Here is an 18,533-nt window from a genome sequence, read left to right on the forward strand (position 1 = left end):
ACTTGCAACTACATCTATCACGCAACACGGAGGTGTGAGTGTGATCGCTGTGATCGTCGAACTCGAACCTCCATCGGGGTGCAGGACCACGCTGCCGCTGTCCGCGTCGATCGCTGTGAGCGGATCGACGTCCTCAGGCGGCAGGAGCCATCTCGGACAGGTGACGGATGGATCCGCCGGACGGTCCGGTCCAGCGGATGAGCAATTCGTCGTCGTGGGTGATGGCCAGCACTCCGGCCCCCGATTCGAGGCGGTAGGCCTCCAGCCGTGCGACGAGATGGGCCTGGGTGGACGCGTCGAGCATGGTGGTCATCTCGTCGCAGATCACGTAGCGAGGGCGGAGGGTGAGGCTCCGGGCGACGCACGCCCGCTGGAGCTGACCGTCGGAGACCTCATGTGGGCGGCGGGAGAGCAGTTCGGGTGTCAGGCCCATCTCCTCGGCCAGTTCCCGCGCGTGCTCGATCGACCGGTGGGCGGCGCGGAGGGGTTCGGCGATAACGTCGAGCAGGGTGAAGCGGGGGTCGACGGCGAGCCGGGGCTGTTGGAATATCAGTGCGACCTGGCCGCGAAGCTCGCGTGGGACGCGGTGGCGCCAGCGGCGGACGTCCACTCCGTCGACGGTGAGCCTGCCCGCGGCGGGCTTCAGCAGCATGGCGAGCACGCGGGCGAGCGTGGACTTCCCGCAGCCGCTCGGCCCGGCGAGTCCGGTCACCTGTCCGGGCGATACCTCTATGCCGACGCCGCCCAGTACCCGTTGGCGGCCGTAGGAGACGACGACGCCCTCAGCGCGCAACATGGCTCTCCAGAGGGTGGTGGCAGGCCACCCGGTTGTCACCGAGGGGTGGCAGGGGCAGTCGTCCGCAGTCGTCGGTTGCCCTGGCGCAGCGCGGCCGGAAGGCGCACCCTTCGGGCAGATCGGTGAGCTCGGGCGGCTGGCCGGGAATCGCGGCGAAACGCCGGGAAGGCAGCGCGTCCAGCAGCCCTGCGGCGTACGGATGACGGGGCCCGGTGAAGAAGTCGGCTGCCGGTTCGAGGGACAGGATACGGCTGGCGTACATGACGGCGACGTGGTCGGCGACCTGCTGCGCTGCCCGCAGGTCGTGCGTGATGAGCAGGACGGCCCGGCCGTCGTCGGCGAGGCGGCGTAGCTCGGTCATGGTCGCCTCGACGAGGGGGCGGTCGAGGCCGCTGGTCGGCTCGTCGGCGATGATCAGCCACGGGTCGCCGGCGAGGGCGATCGCGTTGACCACACGCTGCGCCATCCCGCCGGAGAGCTGGTGGGGATAACGGTCGAGGTCAGATGGGCGCAGGCCTGCCCGCTCGGCCAGCGTGTCGGCGTGATCGGGGTTTCCTAGCTCGTGCAGGGCCTCGGTGAGCTGGGCGCGCGCTGTGCGGACCGGGGTGAGATGCGTGGTGGGACTCTGCGGGACGAGCCCGATGCGTCGGCCCCGCACGGTGCGTGCGAGGACCTTCTCCGGTGCTGCGATCAGGTTTACGGGGGGTGTGTCGCCGGACTCGAGCCAGGCGGCGCCCTCGACCGAGGCGTTGCCGGGGAGCAGGCCCATGAGGGCGTGGGCCATCACGGATTTGCCGCAGCCGGATTCTCCGACTAGGGCGAGGCACTGACCGCGCCGCACCTCGAAGTGGGCGTCGGTGACGGCCCGCACGGTGGCGCCGGGTAGGTGGAAGCGAACCGACAGGCCCTCGACGCGGAGACGTGGTGGTTTCACAGCTGCAGCTCCGATCGCCAGCGCGGATTGGATCGGTCGCGCCAGTACTGGGCGAGCGCGGAGATCGCCAGGGTCGGCAGGAAGATGAACAGGCCGGGGAACAGCGAGGCCCACCAGTTGCCGGCGAGCAGGGACCGCGCACCGTCGTTGATCATGTTCCCGAGTGAGGCGAGATGGGCCGGCAGTCCCAGGCCGAGGAAGCTGAGCGCGGTCTCGTGCCAGATGGCGTGCGGGATCATCAGCACCGAGGCGAGCATGATGTGCGGTATCAGATGGGGCAGGAAATGGCGGCGCACGATCCGCAGCCGCCTCGATCCGCCGGAGATCGCGGCGTCGACGAACGGCCGGGCGCGCAGGGTCAGGACCTCGGAGCGCACGATCCTGGCCGCGGTCATCCAATGGGTGAGCGCGACCGATACGACGACTGCGGTGGTGCTCGGGGTGAACAGCGCGACGATGAAGATGCCGAACAGCAGGTGCGGCACGGAGTTGAAACCGTCGACGATCCTCATGATGAGCCGGTTCAGCGTCCCGCCGGCCGCTCCGGCGGCGAGCCCGGCCAACGTGCCGATCGTGACAGAGACGACGGCCGCGGCGAGACCGACGAGCACGGAGACGCGCAGGCCGTACACGGCGCGCAGCAGCACGTCGCGGCCCACCTCGTCGGTGCCGAACGGATGCCTGAGCGAGGGCGGCAGCGAGGCGGCGTGAAGGTCGACCAGTTGCTGGTCGAGCCTGGCGAACAGCGGCACGAGCACCACGGCGAGCAGGAGCAACGCCAGCGTCACCGCGGCGCTGCGTGGGAAGCGGCGTCGGGAACGTGCGAGCCCACCCGCGACTCCTGTCGCCATCAGCTCACCCCCAGGACCCGCACCCGCGGGTCGGCGATCACGTACGCGGTGTCGGCGAGCAGGTTGCCGGCGACCACCGCAAGGGTCGCCAGCAGCGTGAGCGCGGCGAGCAGCGGGAAGTCCGCGGCGAGCGCCGCCTGCACGGACGCGGAGGCCACTCCGGGCCAGGAGAAGACGGTCTCGACGAGGATCGCCCCGGTGACGAGCTCGGGAATGCGGGCGCCCAGCAGGGTGATGAACGGCAGCAGCGCCGACCGGAGCGCGTGGCGGACGACGACCGTGCGTTCGCGCAGGCCACGGGCCCGGGCGCCGATGACGAAGTCCTCCCGCAAGGTCGTGATCAGCGACTCGCGGACGAACAGCACCAGCCATGAGGACTGCGAGAACGCCAGGACGGCCACCGGGAGGATCATGTGCCGGAGCACGTCGGCGGGCTCCACCGTCCCGGACGCCGCGTCGGTGAGGCCGCCGGGAGGCAGCCATCGCAGTCTCACGGCGAATATCCAGATCACGATGAGCGCGGTCCAGAACACCGGAGCCGCTTCGTTGGCATAGGCCGTGCCGCTGATCAACCGGTCGGCCCAGGAGTCACGACGCCAGGCCGCCAGCGACCCCAGCACGAGGCTTGCGGCCAGCATGACGACCATGGCGCAGCCGGCCGCGAGCAGGGTCCATCCCAGCCGTTCCCCGATCACCTCGGCGACGGGCCGGTGCATGCTCCGTGACTCCCCGAGATCGCCGCGGAGCAGGTTGCCGAGCCAGGTGAGGTACTGCTCGGCGAGTGGCCGGTCCAGACCCCAGTTGGCCCGTATCTGCCGGGCGATCTCCGGGCTCGTGGTCAGCGCCCGATCGCCGAGATACTGCCGCACCGGATCAAAGGGCGACGCCTTCGCCAGCACGAACATCCCCAGCGTGACGACCAGGAGCAGCGGCGCGGTGAACGCCAGCCTCCATGCCGCCATCCGTCCCAGGGCGCGCGTCATGCGGCGGGCTTCCACTCCGCCAGAGTGCGGAACAACCCGCCGGTGGCATGCTCGTGCGCTTCCACGGCCGGAGCGATGCCGGTCCACTTCCCGCGCACGACGTAGACGTGCTGGAGATAGACCAGGTAGGTCCAGACCTCGTCGTCGCGGATGCGCTGCTGCAAGGCGTCGTAGGTCTGCTTGCGCACGGTCGGGTCGGTCTCCGCCCGCCCCTTCTCCAGCAGGGCGTCGACATCCGGCTCCTTGTAGTGGCCGGGATTGAAGAATCCCTGGCCGGAGAAGCTGGAGTGGAACATCTCGTAGTTGATGTAGTCGGGGTCGTACGGGCTGCCGTAGCCCATGATGAGCGCGTCCTTGGCCATGCGGGGTTCGATGGCGTCCCAGTCCAGCCCTGCCAGCCGTACGTCGACACCGATCTTCTTGGCGTCCGAGGCGACAGCGAGGGCGAGATCCTTCCGCAGGGAATCGCCTGCGGGGTACATGAGCGTGAAGGAAGCGGGCGTTCCGTCCTTCACTCGGACGCCACCCGAGCCCGGCTTCCATCCCGCCTGGTCCAGAAGCCGGGCCGCCTGGTCGCGGTCGGGGGTGGGCGTGCCGTCCACGGCCGGGTTGTGCCAGGTGGTGCCGGGCGCCACGGGACCGAAGGCCGGCCGACCGGCACCCGCGAGGATGGCCCCGACCATGGCCGAGCGGTCCAGCGCCAGGCTCAGCGCCTTGCGGATGGCCTTGTCGCCGGTGACCGGCGCGTCCAGGGGGAACATCACACCGCGGTAGTCCGCGCTCGGCACCTTGTAGACGGTCAGGCCGACCTGGTCTTCGAAGCGGGCGGCCGCCTTGGGTGGCAGCTCGGTGGCGTCGAACTCGCCCGCCGCCATCCGGGTGGCGCGTACGTTGTCGTCGGCCGAGTACGCCATGACCAGGCGTTTGATCGCCGGGGCGCCCCCCCAGTACGACTGGTTGGCCTCCAGGACGACCTTGTCGCCCGGGGTCCAGGACACGAACCGGTACGGTCCCGTTCCGACGGGCTTGGTGTTGAACGCGACCTTGTCCAGGCTCTGGCCCTGCAGCAGACGCCGCGGCACGATGCCCAGCGTGGCGCGCTGCAGGATCGGCGCGTAGGGATGCTTGAGATGGAACACCACCGTGGCCGGATCGGGCGCTTCGACGGACTCGATCGCCGTGTAGTCACCTCGAATGCCGGAGTTGTTCTTCGGGTCCAGCACGGCCTGATAGGTGTAGGCCACGTCATCGCTTGTTAGAGGCGTGCCGTCGTGGAACCGCACGCCCTGGCGGAGGGTGAAGGTCACGGTCGTGCCCTTGACGTCGGGCAACCGTTCGGCCAGCGCCGGCGCCAGCGTGAGATCCGCATTACGCCGGACCAGACCGTCGAACAGTAAGGACCCGCCATCGGGTTCATAGCCGAGCACCGGGTTCAGTGTGTCCGGCTCAGAAGCGAGACCGAGGACGAACGTGTCCCGCGTTCCCGGATTGCTCGACGAGGTGCCAGGTGACGACGGTGCCGCGCAGGAGGCGGACAGGCCGAGGATCGCCACCACGCCGAGCCGGGCGAGGGTGACAAACCGGGCACGGAGGATCTTCATGGGGCGAAGGTAAAGCGCCCAGGCAACTTATTGCAAGTCATTCGCAACTGCGAAAGACTTGCTATGTGCTGGTGGATGACCTGGACGCGGCCGAAGTGCTCAGATGGCAACAACCGATGCACGATCTCTACATCGAATGCTTCTCCGTACCGCCCTGGTCAGAGCCGGAGGAGCGCCTGCGTGCCTTCCCCTCGCGACTCGCGGGCCACGTGGCGCAACCCGGGTTCCGCTCCGCGCTAGCCTCGGAGGACGGCACCTTGCTCGGCGTCTGTTACGGCTGGCCCGCACGCACGACCAGAGACGCCGATCCGCTGATAGAGCAGGTACACGACGCGGTCGGTCCCGCCGCCTTCGCGGAGATGTCGCGCAACGCCTTCGAAGTAGTGGAACTGATGGTCGCCGGAAAAGCGAGAGGCAGTGGCCTCGGCAGGACGCTTCTCCACCGTGTGGCCGGTGGATGCGAACGAGCGTGGCTGCTGACGTTGAAAGACAGCCCGGCCGCTCGTCTCTACCAGCATCTCGGATGGATGTCCAAGGGCGAGTTCGATAGCTCTGCCGGTCACCGCCTCGTCGTCTACGCGCGAGAGAACCACGTCTCCGTGAGCGCATGAGCGGAAATTGGCCGGTACGGCGATGCGGGGACATGCCTTGTACGCCTCTGAGCCCAAGGTCTGCCTTTCTCCTCCGTGCTCGTCAACCGGGTCGGCGACATCTCCAAACGGCAATCGCCCATTACGACCCCTACAAGGTGAATTGATGGTTCACGCCGGTGACGGCAACCGCGCTCATTCAGCTGGCCATCACTTTCCTGCAGATGCCAGCAATGAGGCGTGTCCTGGTTGTACGACGGCCAGAAGAGCCCACTTGAGTTGTTAGAAACAGCCTCGCAAATGCTTGAAGTGCAAGATCGAATACTTAGAGTAGGGACGGCTGTCGAGGATCAACGGGGGAGACATGGCATCGAGGGCAGGGTTGTCCGTCGCGCTGCTGGCCGGGGCGCTGGTCTTGGGGACGGTCGGATCGGCGCGGGCCGGCGCGCCAGGCTGGAGCGATGCTTACGGCGAGGGCCGCGTGAGCGTTCCGGCGGATCGATCGATGATCAAGGTCTGCGACGGCAGGAAGGACAACGTGGCCTACAAGGCCGTGTGGCACAACGACAATCCCGTCGACGCGCGCAAGCCGTTCGAGGTGCGGGCGCCGCAGGGCGGCTGTGCTACCGACAGTTCCCTGTTCGGATCGGTCAAGGTCTTCAAGCTTTGCCAGGGGGAGATCGGTTCGGACAAGCGCGTCAGGTGGGGTGCCTGCAGAGCGGCGGTATGGCCGGGCGGCCGCTGACCGACCCTGCTCGGGGCGGCGCGACTGTCGTAGGCAACCGGTCAGCCGCTCGCGCCGCCCCCGAGGGTGTGCTGAATCTCGCCCTGCTTCTGCTCCACCACTGTCTTGATCAACGTGGCCAGGCCCAGTGCGACGCCGGCGATGATGGCCGTGATGATCACCCACTCAACGGCCGAGGCTCCACGCGTCGGAGCTGTTCGCGCGTGCTGAATCCGAACACCCAGGTACGCCCGCAGGTAGATGGCCCAGGGATGGTTCACTCCGCCTCGACATCCTTCGTAGCTGTGCGGGGTGAGGCATTGCGGAGCCCACCCTCTGTTGCTTACTGAAACCGGCGATGTGCAAATTGTCGCCGACGTGGCGCTCTCTGGCAGGCAGAACCAGCTCGGAATTTGGAACTCCATCCCACGCCTTCATGCAGCGGCGAGGTTCAGTCTCCTGCGCCGTTTGACGCCCCCGCCTCGTGCTAGTTCTGCCGTTCAGGCGACAGCCTCTCCCTGTCACCTCTAAAGATCACGGACAGTACCTGCTGGAGTACCGCGACGTGCCCGAGGCGTTGGAATGGCGGCAGTCGGTCCACGGCGCTGCACCCGCAGTCTGAGTCCCGCAGGGCGGGAGCAAGATATTCGTAATGTCCCGTTACCGCTGCATCCGGCGGGATGTGGCGGGGAACATTCGTGATCAGAACCGCCCACTCCCGCCACTGGTTCGGGGTGGGTTCTGATCGATTGCGACCGGGCGCGGTCGTCGGGGGAGCGGTCACGAAGATGTCTGATGAGGGAGAGGACACCGGGTCCAGGCAGGTGCGGCAGCGGCGGCGTCAACGCCAGGCGGTGCCGCGGCCGCATGTGGTGAAGTTCGTGCTGACCGAGGAGGAGTACGCCGACTTCCGCACGGCCGCCGAACGTCTTGGGCTGGCGCGCGGGGCCTATGCGGCGGAGGCGGCCCTGGCGGCGGCGCGGATGGTGAACCCGCCGATGCCCGACCCGCTGCGTGAGGCGTTGATCGAGCTGATGCACGCCGCTGGCCAGGTGCGCCGCATCGGGGTCAACCTCAACCAGGCCGTCGCGGCGCTCAACGCGACCGGCGCCGATCCCGGCAACCTGGTTCCGTACGCCGCCGCGTGCTTGCGGGCGGTGCAACGCTTGGACGGAATCGCGGAAGGCGTCCGGAAGGCGATCCGGTGATCGGAAAGGTGATGCGCGGGCGCCGCGTCGGCGGGTTGCTGTACTACCTGTACGGCCCGGGCCGGGCCAACGAGCACGTCAACCCGCACATCGTCGTCGGGTGGCGGCATCCGGCCGAGGTGGAGCCGTCGCTCCGACCGGAAGGCGGGCGGGATTTCCGAAATCTGATCGGATTGCTCAACCAGCCGCTCGCCGCGCTGGGGGAGCGCGGTTACGCCGAGCCGGTGTGGCACTGCGTCGCCCGTGCCGCACGCCAGGACCGCATCCTGAGCGATGACGAGTGGGCGCAGGTCGCCCAGGAGATCATGACCCGCACCGGTCTCGCGCCGGCCGACGATGACAACGGCGTGCGCTGGGTCGCCGTGCGGCACGCCGACGACCACATCCATATCGTCGCCACGCTCGCCCGCCAGGACGGCACCAAGCCCCGGACCTGGAACGACTTCTACCGGGTACGGGAGGCCTGCCAAGCCGTCGAGCGCCGGTACGGCCTGCGCGTGACCGCACCCGGAGATCGGACGGCGGCGCGCCGGCCGACCCGCAGCGAGACAGAACAGACCCGGCGGCGCGGGTGGGATGAGGTGCCGCGGACGGTGCTACGGCAGCACGTCGTCACCGCAGCCGCCGCAGCGGCCTCGGAAGAGGAGTTCTTCCGGTCGTTGGAAGCCGCCGGGGTGCTGGTGCGGCAGCGGATGAGCCAGCGCAATCCCGGCGAGGTGACGGGGTACGCGGTGGCGCTGCCGAAGCATCGCAACCGCGCCGGCGAGCTGGTGTGGTTCGGCGGCGGCAGGCTCGCCGCCGACCTCACTCTTCCGAAACTCCGCGCCCGGTGGCGCGGCGGAAGCGATCACCACCCCGACGGAGCGGGTGCCGACGACCGCCGGGAGATCTGGGAGCTGGTGACGACGGCCGCCCGGCAGGCCGCCGCGCAGCTGCGCGAGGCCACAGTCGGCGAAACGGGCGGCGCGGCGGACGTGCCCGGGGCGACCTCCGACCTGCTACATGTCGCGGCGCGCCTGCTGAAGGACCAGCGGCTTCGCAATGCCGCAGAGGCATTCGACCGCGCCGCGCGAGAGCCGTACGCGCGGATTCTGCCACCGACACGAGCAGGGCTGGAGCTGCGGAGGGCCGTGCGAAGGCTCGGTGCCGGGACGCGAGGGTCCGGAGGATCGCTCATCGCCGACATCGCGGCGCTGGTCGTCGCGGTGGCCGAGCTCCGTACGGCCCAGGGCAGGATGGCCCAGGCGGTCGCGGCACGAGCGGCGGCCCAACACCTCGCTGTGGCGTCACCTGCGGCGGGTGCCCCGGTACGGCTGGCCGCGGCGGACTTCCCGCAGCCCGTCGCCAGGCCGCTCGGCACGGATCCCGGCCAGAATCCTCGCTCGTCCGGGCGTTCCGCCGGTCCTCCGGCACCATCCGCGTCACCCCGGCATAGGTAGCTGGAAGATCGTTATTTTGCTCGCGCGACTCGGCTCTGAGCTGCGCTGTTGCACCGGCATAGCTGCCTATCGTGGTTGATCATCTTCGCTTCGTGATCGACCCGGGGGTGCCGTCGTGACAGCCAGCAATCCGTTCCGAGGCCGGACGCCGATGTGGCGGTCGGCTGCCGCAGGAGTGCTGGCAGGCGCCGCAGCGCTGGCCGTGGCGGGGGCGGCTCAGGCGGACCCGCCGCCCGGGTGCCCGCACCTGACGGGTACAGCAGGCCGGTACGTCGACAACACGAAGTTGTGCGCGGCCATGCAGCGCGAGGTGCAGAACTGGCTCGCCGGCAACAACATCGACGTGGGCCGCGCCGTACGGGACTCGTGGCGCGGACAGGCCTCGCAACCGGCCCCGGAGCAGCCCCAACAGGTCGTACGACTTCCGCAGGTCCCGCAGCAGCCGGCAACTGCTCCAGCCGCCGCGCCTTCTCCCATGGCTACAAAGAGTCCCGAGAAGCCGGAGGCTGCACCTGTGAGCCGTGATCGGGAAGCGGAGGAGCATCACGTCCGGAACCGGCCCTGGCGCGATCACCGGCGGACGCCAGGCCATCCTGCGGCGAGCCCGGCAGCAGCGGCCACGGGGGAGAAGCCGCTGGTGATAGATGAAGTGGCGGCGAGACGCGGGCTTGGCCATTGGCCAACGGCAATCATCGCTCGAACGCCCTCAGCCAAGCCTTTGACGCGGCCAAAGAGGAGCCCGGCGCCGCGGCCGACGCTCGGCGAAAAGCATGAGCCGGCTCCCTACGCAGCCAATGCCGCTCTGGAGTCGTCGGCGTCGACGATGCCCCTGACGATTCCCGTCGGCCTCGCCGCGCTGCTTGTGCTCGCCATCGCCTACCACCGACGACGTCAGTGTGTCGGCGCTGCGGTGATGTGGTGGCGGCGTACCCGTCTGACCAGGCAGGGCGATCGGCTGGTTCGCCACGGCGAGGTGAGGGATACGTTGCCGTTCCCGCCGGTGGAGGCCTCGGAAGAGTCGGTCACCGCAATAGGGGCCGACGATGATGTGCCCGTCACAACGCTCGACTCCATGCTCGAACAGGAGTCGACGAGCTTGGGCTACCTCGTCGCGCTGGCGGCCATGAACGGGACGGGACTCACCGGACCGGGCGCGGAGAATGTGACGCGTGCCATGGTCCTGGAGCTGTTGGCCGGGCGTCATATGGCGGCTCGCGTACTCGTGCCGCGCGAAGACGCGGTGCGCCTGTTCGGCGAGCAAGCGCTACACGCGGCGAATCCGGGGCTCGTGGTGCTCGACACCATGCAGGAGGTAGTGACCGAGCTGGAAGTGGAGATCGTCAGACGAAGCGGGCAGCGTACGGACGCGAGAGTTCCGGAGGGCCAGTCCTGGTTGTTCGTCATCGCCTCGCCGGGTGCCGCAGCTGAGCGGCTGCACCGAATCGTCCAGGGCGGTACGGAGGATCTGATTCTGGGGGTCTTCCTCGGCGACTGGCCGTATGGCATCACCTGCACCGTCGACGAACACGGCGTCATCCTAGATCTGGAAGGACGCTCGGCCCCAGCCTGGACCGCGCATCGCCTGGCGATCTGCAGCCAGTCCGACGCGGTTCGGCATCTGGAGGGCGGTGATTGACGGACGTCATCGGCGGTCGTGGCGGGTGGGCAGTGCGAAGGCCAGGAAGAGCGCTGCCGGCCAGCCGATGCAGGTGAGGCCGCCGAAGAAGTTGAACGCTATGAGTAGAAGGACGTTCTCCACGCCGCGTAAGAGCGCGATCAGCGTTGGCAGGAGGTACAGCACAACGAGCAGCAGGATCAGGCCGATCCAGAACAGGTAGCTGTGCGCGAGGGCGTCCACCTCTCCCATCCTTTCGTAATCGACCGATCACGGGCGGCGATTAAGGGTAGCTGTCCGAGCTGGCTGCGCCGTAGCTCCTGCCGTCGCCCTGGTGCTGCCACACGCTTCGACAACTTTGTCGATGGTGTGCGGGAAGTCCTCCTGGGCGAGCCTCACGACCGGAGGCAGCTGAGGCCGAACGGGCGCTGGATATCCGGTTCGTGGGCATGGCTCTCGGGCGAACAACGGGGTGACTTCCCGCATGGCCGCTTCGGGAGTATGTCCTTCGACTCGCAGCCGGTCATAGCGGTTCATTGCGTACGGGTGGAGCTCTCGCAGTCGGCTTTCGCATCTCAACAGTGCGCGCTCGGCGCCCGGGTCGTTCGTCGCGTACGGCAGGGCCGCTCCCCAGGCGCGGCTCACCTGCAGCAGGTCGGCGGTGCGCAACCATGCCGGGTCGTTGGCGGGCAGCCACTGCAGTCGTGCCGCCCGATGGGCGGCGCGTTGCTTGGTGCGCAGGGCGTCTGCTGCCTGACGCTCCCGCTCGGCCTGTTCGCGTACGCGCTGGGCCTTCACGTGCAGCCACACCTGAACTGCCGCCGCGGCAGTAGGGGTGACCTGCACTACCTTCTGCATGCCGTGGGCGGCTGCCTCACGGAGTGGGTCCGCGTAGTGGTCGTTCATTCGCTCTCCTCTCGCCCGAGCGTGTGGTCGTGCTGCCGGATGTGGGCGCTGTCGGGAAATCGGCGAGGGCCAGCTGGGCGGTCACCGAATCGGTGGTGGTCTCGGTGACGGTCGCGTGGTCGAAGTTGAGCTGCGCGGCGACACGGGCGACCTGCCGGGCGACGTCACGGGGTGCCATCGTGGCGATAGCCGCACCGGCGGCGCGAAGTGCGCCGACACGCCCTTCGGCGTACTGCAGAAAGTCGTGCCAGGGCTCGATGGCGGCGTCGGTCACCAGGTCGGCCAGGGGCCGTACTCGCACACGAAGCAGTGCCGCAAGCCTTTGGGGGCCGGCGTCGCTGAGTACCGCAGCCGGATCCCAGTCCGATGGGAGCACGAAGGCTTCCGCCGTACCGGCGTCTTTGAGTAGCGAGTAGGAGCGTGCCGCGGCTTGCCGCCCGGCGCGGTCGCCGTCGAAGGCGACCAGCACACCGTCGGCGCGCAGGTCGGCGGCTGCGTCGAGAGCCCTGACCTGGTCGGGGGTGAGGCTGGTGCCGCACAGGGCGAGCCCGGCCAGACGACCCCCGCCGACGACGGTGACGGCGATGGCATCCAGGGGGCCTTCGGTGATGACCGGCTTGGCCCCGGCGCTGAGCGTGTGCAGGCCGAACAGCGCCCGTCCCTTGCCGTAGACAGGCGTGTTCGGGCTGTTGAGGTATTTGGGTTCGCTCGTACGGCTGCGACCGATGAAGGCGATCGTGGTCGCGTCGCGCTCGGTGATGGGGAACATGACCCGGTCGCGGAAGAAGTCGATGAGCATGCCGCGGGTGGTCCGCCGGGCCAGGCCGGAGGCCTCGATCGCGGTGTCAGGGAAGCCGAGGCTGCGCAGGTGTCTGGTCAGCGCTCGCCATTCGTTCGGGGCGTAGCCGATGCGCCAATGACGCTGCACGTCGTCGTCGAATCCACGCTGACGCAGGTAGTCGGGGACCCAGCTGGTGGAGACGTGGGCCTGGAAAAAGCGTTCGGCGTGCTCGTGGATAGCGAGGAGCATGAGGTCGCGTCCTTAGACCGGCTCGCGGCGGAGCCCGATGGCGGTGGCCAGCCAGCGCAGCCGCTCGTTCGCGATGCGGTGGCCCTGAGCACGGAGCTGGGCGGCCAGGTCCATCTGGCTCAGCCGTACGCCGCGCTGCTCGGCCCTGGCGACGATGGCCTGAGCAGCCTGGATGAGCTGGTCGTCGGAGTCCTGCTGCTGTGGGATCTGCGGAGTCGGAAAGGCCGCGCCCGCGAGTTGAAGTCGTACGGCGGTCCGCTCGGACAGGGGCGCCTTCCACCGCCACAGCCAGCGGCCGTGCGCCTGGTGGAGCGCGGAGACGGCCTCGAGGTGCAGGTATTCGAGCTGGAGGCCGCGGGGGTAGCTCGTAACGTTCCACAGCACCATGCGCCGCCAGAGCATGAAGCTGGAGACGGGGGCGAGGAGCCAGCGTGAGAAAGGTACCCGCTCACGCCGGGTGCCCGTGGCCAGGCCGACCCACCGGCGGATGAGGTGGCGGATTCCCTCGATCACCGTGACGAACAGGACGGGCATGGCCGCGTGCATCAGGCCGGCGATCGGGTCGCCGTGCGCGGCGGCGATGTTGAGGATGACGGTGACGGTGATGAACGCCCAGGCGATCCAGTGCAGGACCGGCCAGGGCAGGTCGGCGAACTCCATGAGGAGGTCCCAGGCCAGCAGGGCGAGGATGCCGAGGTCGATGCCGATCGGGACAATCCACGCCTGCGGGCCGAACCACGGCTCGGCGAGGTGACGCAGGGTGGCGAAAGAACCGATCCCGCCGAGTACGGCCAGGGCGACCACGAGCGGAGCCACGACGCACGCGGCCAGGGCGACGGCCTGGGTGAGGTTGCGGGTCACCGGCCGCCACCTTCTGCAAGGTGGGTCGCGGCTCGGGCGACGCCCTCGTCGTTAGCGGGGGAGAGGATCAGGCCGTGATGGGTGACATAGGCGTAGACGCCTTCGGCACCCGCGCAGTACACAGTCTCGGTGCCGACGGTGAGGGCCCACTGGCCGTTACGGCGGCGGATCAGCCGGGCTGGCCGGTGGCGGCTGACCTCAAGGCCGAGGCGGACGAGTCGTTCATGACGAGCTTTGCTCTCGTCAGGTGCTCGCATCGGTGTGGCTCGCATCGGTAACCTTCGGGCGTGGAGAGGCGGACTCCATCAACTAAAGTTGATGACGAGAGCAGGATAGGCACTCTCCGTCACCGACTGTCAACTAAAAGCGATGAAGCAGGGCGCGTGTCGCTCCAACTTGATGTGGTGAGCAGTGGCTGACGACCGAAGCGCGGCGAACACCACGCGGTCTCTTGCCGACAAGATCGAGTGGTTGATCCAGAACCGCTGGCCGGCAGGTAGTCGACCGCCGAAGAACAACCTCGAGGCGGCGGCGGCGATCTCGGAGGCGACGGGCGAGGAGCTGTCCTCGACGACGATCTGGAAGCTGCGGACGGGCAGGTCGGACAACCCCCAGCTCAAGACGTTGAAGGCGCTGGCCAAGTTCTTCGGCGTGCCGATCGGCTACTTCGGCGACGACGAGGATGCCGAGGCGACGGCCGACCAGGTAGTGGCGTCCTCTTTAATCGGCGAGTCTGGCCTCAACCGTGAGGCGCTCCGCGCCCTGGTCGAGATGTCCGACGGCGGCCGCCAGCTCGTGGCCGACTTCATCATCAGTGCCGCCCGCCTCGAACGCGGCAGAGGTCACTGAAGGTTCGGTGTACCTATGTAGCACACCATGATCTTGCTCTATAGGGGCTCGAGTCGGTGGGGGTCTGGAATCAAATCACTATGCGCGGATCGCTGCCGCTGACCTCTCCCTGGACGAGGAGGCCTGAGCAGTGATGGCCCCGAACTCCCTTGCGGTACGCCAGATCTAGCGTACGACGATCGCCGGCGTTTTCCTGCTGGCCGCGAGGTGGTCCTCACAGTGGCGGAGGCAGGGCTCGTGCATGTGCCTGAATGACACGACCACCGCGATCAGCGCCAGTATCGCGACACCCCCGGCGGCACCGATAATTGGACCGGTTGTTGGTCCGCGACCCTTTGATGGACCGCTGACAGAGGCCGCAGCGCAGCAGCCCTCTGAACGCATAGGTCCGTGGTGTACCGAGGATCACAGGAGCGAACTGGACACGTTCGAAGTCCGTGCGGACCCGGGATCACGCTGCCTGACGTGATGGACCCCCGTGGCGACGCCACGGGGGTCCATCAGGTCAGCACCTCGGTCGCGCGTTGCTTGTTCCACACCTGGTTGCCGGTGTAGCGAGGGTTGCGGAGGATGGACGTGGTGCCGTCCGTCCGCATCTCGCCGGAGCGGTGAGAGTTCCGCGCGCGGTCATGGGCGGACGGGCAGGGCACTCCGCGGGCATTCAGGGTGGCGGCGATCCGCCCGGCCTTGGCCGGCACCGCGTCATGACAGCAAGGTTTCTCCGATCCACCCATTGGGGTCGCAGCCGGGAGGGATGGCGAACACGGCGGAACCGATCGGTGTGGTCCACTCGTTCAGCAGGTCCGCCTCGGCAAGTCGCTCCTGTACCGGGATGAACTGCCGGGCGATGTCGGCCTGGTAGGAGGCGAACAGCAGCCCGGTGTCGGCGGTGCCGTCGGGGGAAACGCCCTCGTCGTAGTTGTAGATGCGACGGAGGATACGCGCGCCGGGGTCGGCCACGTGTGCTCGCCGGATGTGGGCGTATTCGGAGATGACCGGCAGCCCGGCGGGGGTGAGCCGCGCGAAGTCCGGTTCGTCGTGCTCGCGGGCGCCGGTGAGCGGGGCGCCGTCGGTGAGGCGGCGGCCGATCGTGAACTCCTTGGCCACCGTGTCGGCGGCGTCCCAGGTCTCCATCTCTGCGCGGATGCGCCGTAGGACCAGGGTGGTCCCGCCGCGCAGCCACTCCTGCTCCCCGGCGAACCAGACCGCCCGATCGAAGTGGGGTGTGCCGGCGACGGGGTTGACGGTCCCGTCGAGCTGTCCCATCACGTTGCGCTGGGTGGTGTGGGGCTGCTGGGAGTGCGCGGCCCGCCGGAAGCCCCGCTGGGTCCAGCGGACCTTCGCGAACGACCGGGCGTCCTTGACGAGCACCCGCAGCGCATGGGTGACGGTGAGCGGGTCGTCCGCGCAGATCTGGACGAGCAGGTCGCCGCCCGTCCACCGCTTCTTCAGCCGGTCGATGCCGAACGCGGGGAGGGGAGCGATGAACTCCGGCCGCTGATCGGAGGTCTTGGTGGCCGCGAACAGACCCGGTCCGAAGCCGAAGGTGACGGTCAATCGGGCGGGCAGCACGGCCAGATGGGGCTCGGTGTCGGCGAGGGCGGGCTGTCCCTGAGTGATGCGCCGGGCGTCGTCGGTGAGCACGCGCATCAGCCGCGCCACGCTCTCCCGGTCCGAGCCCGCCCGCAAATCGAACGCCACGAACGCGGCGTGCGCCTGCGGAGTCGTCGCGACACCGGCCTGGTGGGCGCCGTAGAACGGCTCCACCGCCGTCGCCCGGGGCGAGTTCACGTCCAGATCGGCGGTACGGCCCGCCGTACCCGTGTCGTCGGCGTCGGCGCTCGCCCGCGCCACGACGGCCCCGCTCGTCGCGGCGGCGGCGACCACGGCGCCGCCGGACAGCAGCGCCCTGCGGCTCAGTCGCGGGCGGGAGACGTCATCTGTCCCATTGAGCCGCTCACTCATCCATGCCGCCCATGTCGGCGCCCGGCTGGTAGTTCTCCTTGGCTCCCGCGAAGTCCTTGCCCAGAGCCGTGAAGGTGTAGGTGCCGCCCCCCTGAAGCTCCAGCGTGAACGGCACTTCGGACCCTGGCTTGATCTCGGAAGGCACGTCCATGACCATGATGTGGTCGCCGCCGGGCTGCAGGACGTGGGAGCCGTGGGCGGGGACCACGAAACCGCCCTCCTTCGGCCGCATCACCATCTTCCCCTCGGACTCCACGACCTCGTGCAACTCCACCTTGGGTGCCGCGGGAGTGCTGCCGGCGATGACGGTGATGTCCGAATCGGAGTTGTTGACCAGGGTGCCGAAGGCGGCGGTCATCCCCTTCTTGGCGGTCTTGACCCACGGGTCGGTGATGCTGAGTGGGGCAGAGGTGGACGACGGGGAGGCCGCCACCGCAGCGGGCGAAGCAGCCGCTGATACGGAGGACGCCTCCTCAGAGCCGCAGGCGGCCGTGGCCGTCACTGCGCCCAAGCTGAGAACGACGAGCATGACGCGGGAGAACATGAAGATCCCTTCACCCGGCTGAGAGCCGGTACTGGTACCGCTGCACTGAACGAATTCGGCGCGCGCGAGCGCACACCGACGCACCCCGCCACTACGGGGTGCTGGTTACATCAGAGAGAGCCCGCCGACCAGATGCCGGTCAGGCAGGAACAGTGCGAACGGTGCCAGGAGGGCCGCGCCGACCCATCGAATGGCCGAGCAGGACCGACCGCGCGACCACCCGGTGCTCGATCACCGGGACGACGATCGCGCCGTACGCCGGGTCCAGGAAGACGGCGAACACGATCCGCAGCTGGACGGCCAGCCGGCGCAGCAGGGCCCAGAGCAGCGCCTCACCATGCGCCAGCCAGACCGCCGTCAGCGCGACCGCCCAGCCGTGCATGACCAGCATGCCCAGGCCGGGCACCAACCCGGAATGGACGTGCCCGCCGCTCATCGCGGAACCGGCGACGCTCGGTTCCAGGGTGTGCACGAACGAGAACAGCAGGTGGAGCGCCGCCTGCGAGGCCACCAGCGCCGGCAGGATCACGGCCAGCGTCCGCTCACGCCGCGCGAGGGCGTGCGCGGGCAGGAAGGCGATGAGCAGGGCCATGAGAACGGCGACCACGGAGACCGACCCGCCGCCGACAGCATGCGCCCCGACGCCGAGCGCCACCGAGACCGCGGCGAACGCGGCGGCCCGTATGGCACGGAAGGGCATCGTGGCTGTCATGGCGCCGCAATCATCGCACACCGCCTCCCCGTCCCTCAGTGCATGCGGCGCAAATCGTGATAATCGGGCCGAATGCCTCGTGAAGGAGCGCGAGCGGTCGATGAGGATGAAGGAACCAAGGCGCTCACCCTGTCGTCCGGCACCGGTTCTCCCCTTCGTGTGCCAGACCGAGCCCGACCGAGCGAACGGATGGCGGCGGTCTTGGGGCCGACCAGCCTCTGTGCGATAGTCGTCTTCGTCATGCGCGCCGCCTTACCTCTGCGACTCGCGCGGTCGGCCGCCTTCTCGGTCGTCTGCGTGCTCCTCGCCGTGGGCGCGCACTGGTTCGCCGGTGGGGCCGCCCCGACTCCCCAGGCACTTCTCATCGGCGGAGCGGGCGTCATGACCGTCGCCGCGGCGACGGCGGGCCGGGAGCGGTCACCATTGGTCGTCATCGGCCTGCTCCTGGCAGCGCAGGTCTTCCTGCACGAACTCCTCGGGTCGCTCGCGCTCTCGACGGAGACAACGGCCGTGGCGCACACGCACCGGCTGGGGGTGGGCACCGGGATGCTCACCGCGCATCTCACCGCGGCGCTGATCACGGGGTGGTGGCTGTCGCGGGGCGAAGCGGCGCTGTGGTCGATCCTGCACAGGATCGGCACGGGCGCGATCCACTGGCTCCGGGCGCTGCTCACGCTGTTCCAGTTCCTTGCCCGCATACGCCCCCGCCCCCGGCTCGCGTCGTACAACCTTGACCGCGAACCTCGGCGTGAGGCTGTCCTGCGACACGCCGTCGTACGGCGTGGACCGCCGGTTCTCGTGTTCCTGTGATCCTCTCCGAACCCTTCTGAGGTTTCCTTCGCGCGGCTTATCCGGTCGGACGTCACGCCTGCCCGCAGCGGCTCGTCCCGACGACCCGCGGACCACTCATCCCGGTCCGTACGGC

The 18,533-nt window shown here is 68.8% G+C and carries 21 protein-coding genes; 7 read left to right on the forward strand and 14 right to left on the reverse strand.

Annotated elements, in window-relative coordinates; all coding sequences use genetic code 11:
• Window positions 1-133: 133 nt before the first annotated feature.
• From OHB01_RS25520 to OHB01_RS25540, 5 genes are read right to left on the reverse strand one after another with little or no spacing between them, the layout of a single operon-like run.
• Complete coding sequence (locus tag OHB01_RS25520; RefSeq protein ID WP_142617308.1) at window positions 134-796, reverse strand: ABC transporter ATP-binding protein; 663 nt, start codon at window positions 794-796, stop codon at window positions 134-136.
• The gene (locus tag OHB01_RS25525) at window positions 783-1,730 is read right to left on the reverse strand and encodes an ABC transporter ATP-binding protein (protein WP_142651613.1); all 948 of its coding nucleotides are present in this window, start codon (window positions 1,728-1,730) and stop codon (window positions 783-785) included. The genes OHB01_RS25520 and OHB01_RS25525 overlap by 14 nt, the downstream gene beginning before the upstream one ends.
• The gene (locus OHB01_RS25530; protein ID WP_142651612.1) at window positions 1,727-2,581 is read right to left on the reverse strand and encodes an ABC transporter permease; all 855 of its coding nucleotides are present in this window, start codon (window positions 2,579-2,581) and stop codon (window positions 1,727-1,729) included. The genes OHB01_RS25525 and OHB01_RS25530 overlap by 4 nt, the downstream gene beginning before the upstream one ends.
• A complete protein-coding gene (locus OHB01_RS25535) occupies window positions 2,581-3,543 on the reverse strand; it encodes an ABC transporter permease (protein ID WP_240972104.1) in 963 nt (320 codons plus the stop codon). The genes OHB01_RS25530 and OHB01_RS25535 overlap by 1 nt, the downstream gene beginning before the upstream one ends.
• Before the next feature lie 17 nt (window positions 3,544-3,560).
• Entirely contained in the window at window positions 3,561-5,165 is a 1,605-nt protein-coding gene (locus tag OHB01_RS25540; protein ID WP_328854065.1) for an ABC transporter substrate-binding protein, read from the reverse strand.
• Between the two features lie 65 nt (window positions 5,166-5,230).
• Here OHB01_RS25540 and OHB01_RS25545 point away from each other — a divergent pair, with 65 nt between their 5' ends.
• A complete protein-coding gene (locus OHB01_RS25545; RefSeq protein WP_142652669.1) occupies window positions 5,231-5,776 on the forward strand; it encodes a GNAT family N-acetyltransferase in 546 nt (181 codons plus the stop codon).
• A 361-nt stretch (window positions 5,777-6,137) separates the two neighbouring features.
• On the forward strand, window positions 6,138-6,500 hold the full coding sequence (locus OHB01_RS25550) for a hypothetical protein (protein ID WP_142617314.1): 363 nt from the start codon (window positions 6,138-6,140) through the stop codon (window positions 6,498-6,500).
• A gap of 41 nt (window positions 6,501-6,541) precedes the next feature.
• Here the strand turns inward: OHB01_RS25550 and OHB01_RS25555 are convergent, their stop codons facing one another.
• Window positions 6,542-6,760 (reverse strand): hypothetical protein, encoded by a 219-nt coding sequence (locus tag OHB01_RS25555; RefSeq protein ID WP_142617315.1) that lies wholly within the window; start codon window positions 6,758-6,760, stop codon window positions 6,542-6,544.
• A 507-nt stretch (window positions 6,761-7,267) separates the two neighbouring features.
• Here OHB01_RS25555 and OHB01_RS25560 point away from each other — a divergent pair.
• From OHB01_RS25560 to OHB01_RS25570, 3 genes are all read left to right on the forward strand, one after another.
• Window positions 7,268-7,687: a MobC family plasmid mobilization relaxosome protein gene (locus OHB01_RS25560; RefSeq protein ID WP_142617316.1), complete on the forward strand. Its 420-nt coding sequence runs from the start codon at window positions 7,268-7,270 to the stop codon at window positions 7,685-7,687.
• On the forward strand, window positions 7,684-9,126 hold the full coding sequence (locus OHB01_RS25565) for a relaxase/mobilization nuclease domain-containing protein (RefSeq protein WP_142652670.1): 1,443 nt from the start codon (window positions 7,684-7,686) through the stop codon (window positions 9,124-9,126). Before OHB01_RS25560 ends, OHB01_RS25565 begins: the two co-directional genes overlap by 4 nt.
• A 298-nt stretch (window positions 9,127-9,424) precedes the next feature.
• Window positions 9,425-10,762 (forward strand): hypothetical protein, encoded by a 1,338-nt coding sequence (locus tag OHB01_RS25570; RefSeq protein ID WP_142652671.1) that lies wholly within the window; start codon window positions 9,425-9,427, stop codon window positions 10,760-10,762.
• A 6-nt stretch (window positions 10,763-10,768) separates the two neighbouring features.
• Here the strand turns inward: OHB01_RS25570 and OHB01_RS25575 are convergent, their stop codons facing one another.
• The 4 genes from OHB01_RS25575 to OHB01_RS25590 are packed head-to-tail and all read right to left on the reverse strand — an operon-like array spanning window position 10,769 to window position 13,538.
• Window positions 10,769-10,984: a superinfection immunity protein gene (locus OHB01_RS25575; RefSeq protein ID WP_168066658.1), complete on the reverse strand. Its 216-nt coding sequence runs from the start codon at window positions 10,982-10,984 to the stop codon at window positions 10,769-10,771.
• Between the two features lie 27 nt (window positions 10,985-11,011).
• Window positions 11,012-11,647, reverse strand: coding sequence for a hypothetical protein (locus OHB01_RS25580; protein WP_147942102.1), 636 nt, complete (start codon window positions 11,645-11,647; stop codon window positions 11,012-11,014).
• Window positions 11,616-12,677 (reverse strand): toprim domain-containing protein, encoded by a 1,062-nt coding sequence (locus tag OHB01_RS25585; protein ID WP_142651871.1) that lies wholly within the window; start codon window positions 12,675-12,677, stop codon window positions 11,616-11,618. The genes OHB01_RS25580 and OHB01_RS25585 overlap by 32 nt, the downstream gene beginning before the upstream one ends.
• 12 nt (window positions 12,678-12,689) lie before the next feature.
• The gene (locus tag OHB01_RS25590) at window positions 12,690-13,538 is read right to left on the reverse strand and encodes a DUF2637 domain-containing protein (protein ID WP_142651870.1); all 849 of its coding nucleotides are present in this window, start codon (window positions 13,536-13,538) and stop codon (window positions 12,690-12,692) included.
• 411 nt (window positions 13,539-13,949) lie between these two features.
• Here OHB01_RS25590 and OHB01_RS25595 point away from each other — a divergent pair, with 411 nt between their 5' ends.
• Window positions 13,950-14,387 (forward strand): helix-turn-helix domain-containing protein, encoded by a 438-nt coding sequence (locus OHB01_RS25595; RefSeq protein WP_142651869.1) that lies wholly within the window; start codon window positions 13,950-13,952, stop codon window positions 14,385-14,387.
• A 500-nt stretch (window positions 14,388-14,887) separates the two neighbouring features.
• On the opposite strand, the gene OHB01_RS25600 is transcribed toward OHB01_RS25595, so the two are convergent.
• From OHB01_RS25600 to OHB01_RS25615, 4 genes are all read right to left on the reverse strand, one after another.
• On the reverse strand, window positions 14,888-15,085 hold the full coding sequence (locus OHB01_RS25600) for a recombinase family protein (protein ID WP_205831152.1): 198 nt from the start codon (window positions 15,083-15,085) through the stop codon (window positions 14,888-14,890).
• A gap of 4 nt (window positions 15,086-15,089) precedes the next feature.
• Window positions 15,090-16,352, reverse strand: a complete 1,263-nt coding sequence (locus tag OHB01_RS25605; protein ID WP_142651867.1) for a Dyp-type peroxidase — start codon at window positions 16,350-16,352, stop codon at window positions 15,090-15,092.
• Window positions 16,345-16,785, reverse strand: a complete 441-nt coding sequence (locus OHB01_RS25610; RefSeq protein WP_260617530.1) for a copper chaperone PCu(A)C — start codon at window positions 16,783-16,785, stop codon at window positions 16,345-16,347. Before OHB01_RS25610 ends, OHB01_RS25605 begins: the two co-directional genes overlap by 8 nt.
• 250 nt (window positions 16,786-17,035) lie before the next feature.
• Window positions 17,036-17,608 carry an MFS transporter gene (locus OHB01_RS25615; RefSeq protein WP_142651866.1) on the reverse strand — a complete coding sequence of 191 codons (573 nt, stop codon included), beginning with the start codon at window positions 17,606-17,608 and terminating at the stop codon, window positions 17,036-17,038.
• Window positions 17,609-17,848: 240 nt separating this feature from the next.
• On the opposite strand from OHB01_RS25615, the gene OHB01_RS25620 reads away from it, so the two are divergent.
• A complete protein-coding gene (locus tag OHB01_RS25620) occupies window positions 17,849-18,418 on the forward strand; it encodes an MFS transporter (protein WP_328854066.1) in 570 nt (189 codons plus the stop codon).
• Window positions 18,419-18,533: the final 115 nt, after the last annotated feature.

The organism is Microbispora hainanensis, assembly GCF_036186745.1.
Classification (GTDB): Bacteria; Actinomycetota; Actinomycetes; order Streptosporangiales; family Streptosporangiaceae; genus Microbispora.